The organism is Ruminococcus sp. (assembly GCF_017650195.1).
Classification (GTDB): domain Bacteria; phylum Bacillota; class Clostridia; order Oscillospirales; family Ruminococcaceae; genus Ruminococcus.
The window spans coordinates 1-10,403 of record NZ_JAGCFH010000303.1; the positions used below are offsets into that span (position 1 = coordinate 1).

Sequence of the window (10,403 nt, forward strand, 5' to 3'; positions counted from 1 at the left end):
ATACCCCTTTCCGGATATTACAGTCTTCATGTGCAGTCTGCCGCCGAGGTTGCAAAGTTTACGGGGAGCATGGTTTATTACGAGCTGTCAGATATTGTAAAGGACAGCAGCACGATATTTATAACAACTCCCGACAGCGCTGTGGCAGGGGTTTATGAGAGCATTAAAGAAATGGGCATAGAAGGGAAATGCGTGTGCCATTGCAGCGGAGCAATGTCCGCAGCCGAGACCTTTCCAGATATTAGAGAATACGGAGCAAGTGGCTATTCCATACATCCGCTTTTTCCCATAAGTAGCAAGTATGAGTCCTTTAAGGAGCTTTACAGCGCTTTTTTCTGTATTGAAGGCGACGAGGAACATCTCGCCGACTGGGAGGAGATTTTCGGAAGACTCGGCAACGATATAAGGATTATTTCCGGCAGAACGAAGGGAGATTACCATGCAGCCTGCGCTATATCCAGCAATCTTGTATGTGGACTCGCAGCGAAAAGCATGTCGCTCATGAAAAAATGCGGCTTTTCGGAGACAGAGGCTCTGAAAGCCTTTGAACCGCTGATAATGAGCAATATCAAGCGTATATTGGCGGTAGGCCCTGAAGAAGCCCTTACAGGTCCTGTGGAGAGGAATGATGCTGCCATCGTCTCAAGGCATATACAGTGCATGGATAATGATACAGACAGGAGTATGTATAAAGCAGTTTCGAGAAAGCTTGTGGAGATAGCACAGCATAAGCACCCAGAAGCTGATTATTCCGAAATGAAAAATCTCCTGAAATAATGACAAGTCCGGAAGCGGCATAAGAAACGCTTCCGGACTTTTTAGTAAAATTACATCAATGTGCCGTGCTTTTCATACTCGGCAACTTTAAGTATCTCATTTTTTTCGCCCACAAATACTACTTTCGGGCGGTGAGACTTTATTTCTTCGGGAGAAATAGCGGCATAGGACATTATTATTACTGGGTCGCCCTTTTGCCCGGAGCGTGCCGCGGCTCCGTTGAGACATATAACCCCGCTTCCACGTTTTCCTGCGATAACGTAAGTCTCTATGCGGCTGCCGCTGTTTACATTGACTATATGAACGTGCTCGTATTCGTAAAGCCCTGCAGCTTCCATAAGCTTCTCGTCTATAGTGACGCTGCCGACGTAATTCAGTTCAGCCTGAGTTATGACAGCCCGGTGTATCTTGCTTTTGAGCATTGATATTTCCATGACAGCCTCCTTATACGTCCTCTGTGAAGAAGTTGTCTATGAGACGGGTGCTGCCGATATATACTGCTATGGCGCAGAGTGCGGGACGGTCGATAGTGCTTATCTGCTGCATGGTATCACTGTCAACTATTTTTACGTAGTCCGTCCTGGCAATGGGCTCCGCTTCAATATGCTTTTTCATGGCGTAGATAATGACTGAGCAGTTTTTCTCACCCTTTCTTACCATATCCGTTCCGAGAGCTATTGCTTGTGATAGTACAAGAGCAGCCTTCCTTTCGGATTTGCTGAGATAAGAGTTTCTGGAGCTCTTTGCAAGTCCGTCGGCTTCGCGGACTATGGGACAGCCGATTATCATTATGTCCATATTCAAGTCATCGACTAAATGTCTGATGACAGCAAGCTGTTGTGCATCCTTTTTTCCAAAGTAGGCACGATCGGGCTGTACAATATTGAACAGTTTGGATACTACGGTACATACTCCTCGGAAGTGTACAGGACGACTAAGACCGCAGAGTTCTTCTGTGAGAACAGTCATATCAACAAACGAAGAGAAACCTTTGCGGTACATTTCCTCAGGCTCGGGAGCAAATATTATATCGCCGCCGTGAGCTTCAACAAGCTGCAAGTCACGTTCAATATCACGTGGATAGCTTTCAAGGTCCTCAGACGGACCAAACTGCATGGGGTTTACGAAATCCGATACCACTGTTCTGTCATTGTCTCTGTGTGAAGCGTCTATAAGGCTTGCATGCCCTTCGTGGAGATAGCCCATTGTGGGGACAAGACCTACAGTAAGTCCCTGTGTCCTCCATTCTTTTACCTGTCTGCGCACTTCATCTATAGTTTTTACGATCTTCATATCAGCCACACTCCTTCATAAGCTGGCTTATAACATCTTCTTTCACCGAGTAGGTATGCTCCACCGAGGGGAAAGCTCCCGATTTAGTTTCAGAAATGTATGCTAAGATACCTTTGCGTATGAGTGCTCCGGCATCTGCAAAGCACTTTACGAATTTAGGCGTATGGCCAGTTGTAAGGCCGAGCATATCCTGATATACCAGTACTTGTCCGTCGCAGCCGCAGCCTGCGCCAATACCGATAGTTGGGATAGCAAGCTTTTGCGTGATGATCTCTGCAATCTTTGAAGGGATACCCTCAAGCACGACTGCGCAGGCGCCTGCCTCCTGTATTTCCAGAGCGTCGTTTACGAGCTTCCTTGCCTTATCAAGGCTTCTGCCCTGTACCCTGAATCCGCCGAAGGCGTTTACAGACTGCGGCGTAAGTCCGAGGTGAGCAACAACGGGTATTGAAGCGTTCACAATAGACCGTATCTGTTCGCATACCTCAGAGCCGCCTTCAAGCTTTACAGCGTTCGCGCCGCCTTCCTTTACAAGTCTGCCAGCGTTGATGACGGCATCACGGACATCTGTCTGATAGGACATAAATGGCATATCAGCTACGATAAAGGCGCTTCTTGCACCCCGTGAGACTGCGGCGGTATGATGGATCATATCCTTCATAGTGACGGGTAGCGTGTTCTCATAGCCAAGCATTACCATACCGAGGGAATCTCCGACAAGTATGGCGTTGACGCCGCATTCGTCCATGATAGCGGCTGTGGTCGAGTCGTAGGCAGTAAGCATCGTTATCTTGTCACCCGATTGCTTCTGCTCAAGCAGAGTTGAGACCGTGTTTTTCATATTCAGTTTTCTCCTTAAAAGATGTTACCTTTCTGATTACTCAGATAAGATACATTGATATTATATCAGCAGAATATTAACAAAATATTAACGGGCAGTAGCTTTTCGGATATGCTTATAAATTTCATATACTAATACAAATGCCTCCCGTAAGGGAGGCGAATTTTTGTGATATACTGTTTATCAGCCCTGATCCGGTATGATTATAGCTCCGTTAAGGCTTAGATTACGCAGGAATATAAGCCTTGCCTGACCAATACATTCCGGCTTCACCATGTAATAGAGGTAATGTTCCATAAGATTAAACATATCAAAGGTCCTGCCTTCGATTTTAAACTGGTTGAAGCCCATTGGAACGTACTTGTTCCATATATCATCAGGAGTTATATGAGTGCTGAGAGACTGTATGTCATAAAGGCTTCTGTGCTCACATTTACATTCAAATACAGCCTTTGCTTCAGGGTGCTCCTTGGCGAATTTGTCGGAATCAAAGGGAGCGTTGGGGTATTTTCTTACGTGGTTTGCGTAGGCTATCTGTTCGGTACCTATAGTCTGATAATGGAGAGAACGGTTCACGCATCCGGGATTGCAGCAGGCGTTTACAAGTATCTCGCACTTTTCCTTGTTAGGTATCTTTTCAAGGATATCAAATTTGTTGTTAAGGTCGTAATCGAGGACAACTATATGGTAATCCTTTTCAACTTCCTTGTAAAGAGCTTCGGGATCGGTTATTCTCTTGCAGGTGGAACTTGTGAGCTTGAAGCTTGGATAGTTCTTTCTTATGTAGTCCTCAAGTATGGGAGATACCACGATACATTCGTTCATTCCATTGTCGGCGATATGCATTACCATGTTGCAGAATTCGTCGCTGAGGTGCTTCTTTTCAAGCATGGGGTTAGTGAAGGTAAAGCGAAGCGGTATGCCCTTGCTGTTGAAATGTTTTGTAACACCTCTCACAAAGTCTTTCTGGCACATACCATGCATAACTCGTCCGCCATTCCAGAGCGAAGGCGGGAATATGCCATATATGGAAGCGATCTCTACGCCCTCGCGGAAGAGCTCGGGACTGTTCTCGAGCATAGAGAGAAATACGACGTTGAATTTAAAAAGCCTTGCAAAATCAGGCAGATGGAACCTTACTTTCATTGGTTGTCCTCCTTAGAACGTGCCACATATTACGGCAAAAATAATAAGCAAAATAATTATAACATATTTTTGCAGAAATAGCAAGGCACGCAAAAAAAGAAGTTGTTTTTTTATTCTTGCAATAAAGCTGCTCAAACAAAAAAAGACGCCGCAAAAATAAATTTTGCGGCGTGTCCTTTTATCATGTTAGATCTTGATTATCCGCGCTTTTACCGAGATGTGCAGATATCAAGCGGGTAAAAGGGGTAAAAGAGGATAAGGGGATTGGGATTGGATTGTGAAGTGACCTGCCCTTCGGGGAATACCTTTGCAGGCAAGGGCAAATCATATATGAATCAGTTTTTCAACTGTTCATTTCATTATTCAGCAGCCTCAGCTGTCTGAGCAACGGGTACATTGAAAGCACCTGCTGCGATTGCTGCACTGAGTTCGTCCTGACCGATCTTGATGTGAGTCGGTCCCTTGGGCGGCTCGGGCTTAACGGGCTCCTCGTGTACAGGAGGAACGGGCGGCTCGGGCTTCTCAGCATTCTCATCCTCTACAGGAGGAACGGGAGGTGTAGGAGGCTCAGGCTTCTCAGCATTCTCGTCTTCTACAGGCGGAACAGGAGGAGTCGGAGGCTCAGGAGCAACGTGCTTGAAGTGTACGTCAGCATGAATATCCTTAGCGTTCAGAATCTGCTCCTTAACATCGTCATCTATGAAATCAATCTTATCCATATCTATAAGACCACGGATCTCAGTAAAGAGGTCTGTAAGGTCGATATGAACAGGTCCGAGAGGCTTAGCAGGCTTCTCAGCTTCCTCAGACTCAGCGTCCTCAGATGCTTCTGTAGCTTCCTCAGCATCCTCAGCTTCCTCAACTACAGGAGGAACAGGAGGCTCGGGCTTCTCGTTTGCGTGGAAGTGAATGTCAACCTTTTCGATCTGATCCCAGTTCTCAATGATTGTGTCGTTGAGAATATCTAAATCAGTAGCCTCAATGAAGCTGCGGATCTGCTCAAGAATGTCAGTTACATCAACGATAACGGGAGGAACGGGAGCTGTAGGAGCTTCAACATCTTCCTCAGCAACTTCCTCAGCTGCCTCTTCGTCGATAGTCTCTTCAGTTGCTTCTTCAACAACAGTCTCTTCAGCAACTTCTTCAACTACTGCTTCCTCAGCTGCAACTTCTTCAGCAACAGCTTCTTCAGCAACAGCTTCTTCAGCATCTTCAGACTCCTCTTCAACGTCGTTTGTAGCGATAAAGATGAGCTCTTCTGCTTCTTCAGCAACTTCTTCGATAGCTGTAGATACAACAGATTCTGTAGTTGCTTCTTCGTTTGCCTCAGCTGCAAGAGCACTAATGCTTGTTGCGGATGCCATTACTGACATTGCAGCTATTGCAGCGAGAACACGGTTCTTGTTTCTCATAAGAATTACTCCTTTAAATTAGATTTCTCCACCCTTGGAGATATAAGCTTTATTCGCTTTACATAAACAGATTACGAAACGGTAAATAAAAAAGTGGGGTAATTATGAATTTTTTTTGAAAAATTTGAAATTATTTTTTGAATCGCCTGACGAAGGCTTAAAATGAAGAAAGGCCCTGCTTTAAGCAGTGCCTTCTTCTTATCGTAATTCATGTTTTCTGGGGGGATGGGAAAGGGGGAAAGGGGGGATTAATTTTTTCAGGGGGCAGGCGCTTTAGCCTTCGGTGCTGCTTCAGGTGCCGGAGAAGGTGCTCCGGCATTTGCAACGATCGTACTGGGACGTGAAACTGATACTCTTACCCGTGCGGCAGGCGCTTCCTGTATCTGTATAAGTTCAGGTTTTTCTGCTGCTGCCTCAGGCTCCGGAGTTACTGCTCCGTGATCTAAGGTATCATTTTCTGGTTCCGGAGCAGGTGCTGCTGCTTTCGGAAGTTCCTTTTCAGGCTCATGAGTACTTGCACCCTGTCCGGGAATTGCTTCCCGGAGTTCTTCTATATTTATATCCGCATTCGATGCCTGATTGGCAGATGCGGGAAGAAGCGCTTTAACCTCTTCTACGGCTTCATAAGAGACAGATATTCTGCTGACTCTCTTGGGAGCCGGAGGCTGAGGAGCGTTTGGCTCGGCAGGCTTTGGCGGCTCTGCCTTGTCGTTAGGTTTAGCAGTATTTTTATTCTCTGCCGACGGTTTTGAAGGATTGCCGGGAGCTGCTGGTGTTGCAGGAGCGGCTGGATCAGCCGGAGCAACCGGCGCAACAGGAGCGGTGGGGGCTCCTGGAGCACCGGGCGCATCCGGACCGGCGTTGTCAGCCGGTTTAGGAGGCTCCGGAGAATTTGCTTCTTCATGCGGAGGTTTCGGAGCATCCGGTTCTGCGTGGGCATCAGCCGGGTCAGCCTTGGGAGGCTCCGGCGCTGTGGGCTCCTTCGGCAAAGGAGTACCATATTCGTAAACGTTTACCTTTGTATCACTTACACCGTTTTCAAATTCTTCTTTGATTGAGTTATACTCCTCAGTGTCGTCTGCCTTGACATAGAGAGAAACTTCGTCCTTTGGAAGATAGCCCAAATCCTTTTCCTTCTCGAGGATGTCCTTGAATACGGTTATCTTATCCTTCCTTGTGAGATCATATTCCTTGAGAAGCTCGTTTGCCTTGTCATCTCCACCGCTGAGCTGAATGACCTCTCCCTTTTTGTTGAGGTCCATGCGGATATTTGCTTTAGCTGATATTAAAATAGTAGAGTGAGTCTTGAAATTTCGTGAATAATAGAATGAACCTGCTGAGACTGCAATTGCGATACAAGCAGCGGCTGCGGCAAATCTTGTGACATAGAAGCTGATCCTGCGTTCTCTTGTTTCTGTGTATTCCATAAGCACAGGAGACGTGATCGTCTGTCCTACCTCATATCTCAGGTTTGCAGCATTTACGAAGCGTGATTCTTCGTCCATTAGTACAGCATATCCTTTGTGACATTCCATAACGATATATTTCATTTTTTCTCACCACCTTTTAGTACTTGCATTATATGGCCTCGCATTATCTCGTAACCGTTGGTACATATAAGCAGTACGGCGACAAGATAACGTCTATGCCTTTCAAGAGACTTTCTTTCAACATTTGCGCCCTCGGCAAGCTTTGCCAGCGGAACGCGTTTTGTTCTGAGAAAGTCATCGAGGATCTCAGGATTGTTTTTTGCATATAATACGGCCTTCTGACATATTTCAAGAGTACGCCTCTGACGGGGCGAATTCTCCGCAACGTCGCTCATAGTGACGCCAAATTCTGTCATTTGTGCCGAAAGCTCTTCGATCTCCTGTTTTGTTGCATCTCGTAGTTCGTTTTCTGCGTAGTCGTCGTGTTCATCTCGGATCGTTTCTTTCAGGTCGGTTTTGTCATCGTCATTAACGTCCAGTGATATTTGACCTTTATTCTTTTTCTCTTTACGGTAATTATCTATCAGGCGATTCTTTATCTGTAATGCGGCAAACTTCAGAAATGAACCTCGTAGTCGTGAATAATTCTTTATCGCTTCATAAAAGGCGAACATAGCAATGCTAAGTTCGTCATCGCTCTGATCGGGCGGACGGTTAAGAAACCTGGCAGTTTCAGACTTTATAAAGGGCATATAAGCAGATATGAGTTCATCTGCTGCGTGGCTGTCCTTTTTAGCCTTATAGACCTGGGATATGATTTGATGTACATCAGAAGTCATATTTGCCACCCCCAATATTAATAATAGTTTACGCAGCCCCGGATGCAAAAACGGGGTGTTTCAAAAAAGTTTTATAAAAAATTAATTTTTATGTTTACAAAAAAGCCCGACCATTCTGATCGGACTTTAAATTGTGTTACTTTGCGGAGTTTTCCTCGTCCTGATGACGTATCTGGGCACGTTTTATCTTTCCACCCAGAGTTTTGGGGAGCTCCTTTACATATTCAATGACGCGGGGGTATTTGTAAGGCGCTGTTTCACGCTTTACGTGATCCTGAAGCTCCTTTGTGAGCTCGGGTGAGGGAGTATAGCCCTCAGCGAGTACGACTGTAGCCTTTACTACCTGACCTCTTATGGGGTCGGGAGCGCCGGTTATAGCGGACTCTACTACAGCCGGGTGGGTGAGGAGAGCACTCTCTACCTCGAAAGGTCCGATACGGTAGCCAGAACATTTGATAACGTCGTCGTTTCTGCCTACGAACCAGTAATAGCCCTTGGAATCACGCCATGCAACGTCACCAGTGTCGTAATTCTTGCCGCCGAGAACTGCTTCTGTCAGCTCGGGATTCTTGTAGTATTTGCAGAACAAACCTGTGGGACGTTCTTTATCAATACCGCATACCATGATGCTGCCCTCTTCGCCGTCGTCAGCCTCTGTGCCGTCGGGACGGAGCAGGTGAATATTATAAAGTGGGGAAGGCTTTCCTGTAGAGCCGGGTTTGGGATCTATCCACGGGAAATTAGCGATAAGTACGGTACCCTCTGTCTGTCCGAAGCCCTCACGCATTTTCTTGCCAGTGAGCTCATAGATGCGGTTGAATACCTCGGGGTTGAGGGGCTCGCCTGCATTACAGAAATTCTGTATGGAGGAGAGATCGTACTTTGTCATATCCTCCTGTAGCATAAATCGGTACATAGTAGGCGGAGCGCAGAATGTAGTCAGCTTGTAGTGGCTGATAACTTCAAGTATATCCTTTGCGTTGAATCTGCCTGTGAAGTCATATGCGAATTGTACAGCGCCGCATATCCACTGTCCGTATATCTTGCCCCAGCCGAACTTAGCCCAGCCCGAGTCGGATATGGACATATGGAGCTTGTTTTCCTGTACCTGATGCCAGTATTTGGCGGTTACTATATGACCTAACGGGTGAGAGAAGTTGTGACATACCATTTTGGGCATACCTGTAGAGCCTGAGGTGAAGTATATTAGCATGGTATCATTAACCTTTGTTGCCTCTTCACCGGTGGGACGCTCAAAGGTATCGGGATACTTGGCTATCTCGTCCTCGAAGTAGTCCCAGCCGTCCCGGGGCTCTGCAACAGCTATCTTCTTGCGGAGCGTTTTTATTTCAGGGGCAGCTGCGTCTATCTGTCCTCTTATGTATTCGTCGTCGCAGGCGATGATAGCAGATATCTCAGCCATATTGCCTCGGTAAGCGATGTCGTGGGTAGTGAAAAGAAGGTTTCCGGGGATAAGTATAACGCCCAGCTTGTGGAGAGCAGTGGCTATTACCCAGTATTCCCAGCGGCGGCGGAGTATAAGAAGCACAACGTCGCCCTTTTTGAGACCAAGACTTCGGAAGTAGTGGCAGGTTTGGTTTGAAAGCTTGGATATATCTGTAAAAGTGAATGTCTTTTCCTGTTTGTCGTGGCTGAGCCATACAAGTGCTTTTTTCTCGGGCTCCTGTTTTGCCCATTCATCTACTATATCCCAGCCGAAATTGAAATTTTCAGGAACATTAACACGGTAATTTTCCTTAAAATCCTCATAAGAATCAAATTCTATACGGGGAAGGTATCGGTCTAAAAGCATGATATTAAGAACTCCTTTGTTTAGCCTTATGAGGCATATTATTCAGCGATCATTGTGAGGAACCTTGCCTTGGAATCACCAACGCAGCGCTGTCCGTGGAGGTATGTTGGGTTAAAGTATATAGAATCGCCCTCATTGAGGATTATCTCCTGATCCTCAAATACTACGGCTATAGTGCCTTTCAGGACGAGGTTGAACTCCTGACCAGAATGGCTTACAAGCTTTGCCGGCTCGTCAGATGGTTCAAGTGTGACCAAAAGGGGCTGCATGACCTTATCCGCATAGCGGAAGGCAAGATCCTTGAAACGGTATCCTGGGAAACGGCTTATGCTTCTGCCCTTGCCGCGGCGGACGACTTGAAATGTATCAATACGGCTGGGTTCTCCTGTGACCAGTTCGTTAAAATCGACTCCAAATTTGTTTGCAATCTCATAGATGACGCTTATGGGAAAATCACCGTTTTCTTCGTAGCCTGCATACTGTTCTGCTGATAGTCCGAGCTCCTGTGCAAGCTTTTCCTGTGTGTAGTCGCACACCTCGCGCAACTCGCGGATACGTGCTGCGATCTCATTAATGGCTTCCATAGCGCAACCTCCTTTTTGAAAATTATGTATACATTAATAATGATATCACAAATATGTCCGCTTTGTCAAGACAAAGGACTATTTATGATAAAGAAAACACTTTCACATTTAAAAGTGAAAGTGTTTTGACGTTTTATACAACAGCTTTTATTTTCCACGCTTGAGCACTGCGGAAATGATGCAGAATACAAAAAACACAGTGATATCGGCGGAAACTATGGTAGAGCCGACGGGGGTTCCCACAAGTATGGAGATTATTATACCGAAA

General features: G+C 46.2%; 10 protein-coding genes. 1 reads left to right on the forward strand and 9 read right to left on the reverse strand.

The window, feature by feature from the left end:
* On the forward strand, positions 1-777 hold a 777-nt coding region (locus tag J6U00_RS13670; RefSeq protein WP_296582728.1), incomplete at its 5' end, for a DUF2520 domain-containing protein.
* A 50-nt stretch (positions 778-827) separates the two neighbouring features.
* Here the strand turns inward: J6U00_RS13670 and panD are convergent.
* The 9 genes from panD to J6U00_RS13715 form a co-directional block, all read right to left on the reverse strand.
* Positions 828-1,211: an aspartate 1-decarboxylase gene (panD, locus tag J6U00_RS13675; RefSeq protein WP_296582730.1), complete on the reverse strand. Its 384-nt coding sequence runs from the start codon at positions 1,209-1,211 to the stop codon at positions 828-830.
* Between the two features lie 10 nt (positions 1,212-1,221).
* Complete coding sequence (gene panC, locus J6U00_RS13680) at positions 1,222-2,070, reverse strand: pantoate--beta-alanine ligase (protein ID WP_296582732.1); 849 nt, start codon at positions 2,068-2,070, stop codon at positions 1,222-1,224.
* A gap of 1 nt (position 2,071) precedes the next feature.
* Complete coding sequence (panB, locus tag J6U00_RS13685) at positions 2,072-2,911, reverse strand: 3-methyl-2-oxobutanoate hydroxymethyltransferase (protein WP_296582733.1); 840 nt, start codon at positions 2,909-2,911, stop codon at positions 2,072-2,074.
* Between the two features lie 183 nt (positions 2,912-3,094).
* On the reverse strand, positions 3,095-4,057 hold the full coding sequence (locus tag J6U00_RS13690; RefSeq protein ID WP_296582735.1) for a hypothetical protein: 963 nt from the start codon (positions 4,055-4,057) through the stop codon (positions 3,095-3,097).
* A 359-nt stretch (positions 4,058-4,416) separates the two neighbouring features.
* Entirely contained in the window at positions 4,417-5,469 is a 1,053-nt protein-coding gene (locus J6U00_RS13695; protein WP_296582737.1) for a hypothetical protein, read from the reverse strand.
* 257 nt (positions 5,470-5,726) lie between these two features.
* Positions 5,727-7,019: a hypothetical protein gene (locus J6U00_RS13700; protein WP_296582740.1), complete on the reverse strand. Its 1,293-nt coding sequence runs from the start codon at positions 7,017-7,019 to the stop codon at positions 5,727-5,729.
* Positions 7,016-7,738, reverse strand: a complete 723-nt coding sequence (locus J6U00_RS13705) for a sigma-70 family RNA polymerase sigma factor (protein WP_296582741.1) — start codon at positions 7,736-7,738, stop codon at positions 7,016-7,018. The genes J6U00_RS13700 and J6U00_RS13705 overlap by 4 nt, the downstream gene beginning before the upstream one ends.
* Positions 7,739-7,874: 136 nt before the next feature.
* The gene (locus J6U00_RS13710; protein WP_296582742.1) at positions 7,875-9,551 is read right to left on the reverse strand and encodes an AMP-binding protein; all 1,677 of its coding nucleotides are present in this window, start codon (positions 9,549-9,551) and stop codon (positions 7,875-7,877) included.
* 38 nt (positions 9,552-9,589) lie between these two features.
* On the reverse strand, positions 9,590-10,135 hold the full coding sequence (locus tag J6U00_RS13715; RefSeq protein ID WP_295078073.1) for a cupin domain-containing protein: 546 nt from the start codon (positions 10,133-10,135) through the stop codon (positions 9,590-9,592).
* Positions 10,136-10,403: the final 268 nt, after the last annotated feature.

What these genes read in the sequence shown, in the direction of transcription:
- panD (WP_296582730.1), bottom strand. Translation starts at nt 1,211, where the DNA reads ATGGAAATATCAATGCTCAAAAGCAAGATACACCGGGCTGTCATAACT.
- panC (WP_296582732.1), bottom strand. Translation starts at nt 2,070, where the DNA reads ATGAAGATCGTAAAAACTATAGATGAAGTGCGCAGACAGGTAAAAGAA.
- panB (WP_296582733.1), bottom strand. Translation starts at nt 2,911, where the DNA reads ATGAAAAACACGGTCTCAACTCTGCTTGAGCAGAAGCAATCGGGTGAC.
- J6U00_RS13690 (WP_296582735.1), bottom strand. Translation starts at nt 4,057, where the DNA reads ATGAAAGTAAGGTTCCATCTGCCTGATTTTGCAAGGCTTTTTAAATTC.
- J6U00_RS13695 (WP_296582737.1), bottom strand. Translation starts at nt 5,469, where the DNA reads ATGAGAAACAAGAACCGTGTTCTCGCTGCAATAGCTGCAATGTCAGTA.
- J6U00_RS13700 (WP_296582740.1), bottom strand. Translation starts at nt 7,019, where the DNA reads ATGAAATATATCGTTATGGAATGTCACAAAGGATATGCTGTACTAATG.
- J6U00_RS13705 (WP_296582741.1), bottom strand. Translation starts at nt 7,738, where the DNA reads ATGACTTCTGATGTACATCAAATCATATCCCAGGTCTATAAGGCTAAA.
- J6U00_RS13710 (WP_296582742.1), bottom strand. Translation starts at nt 9,551, where the DNA reads ATGCTTTTAGACCGATACCTTCCCCGTATAGAATTTGATTCTTATGAG.
- J6U00_RS13715 (WP_295078073.1), bottom strand. Translation starts at nt 10,135, where the DNA reads ATGGAAGCCATTAATGAGATCGCAGCACGTATCCGCGAGTTGCGCGAG.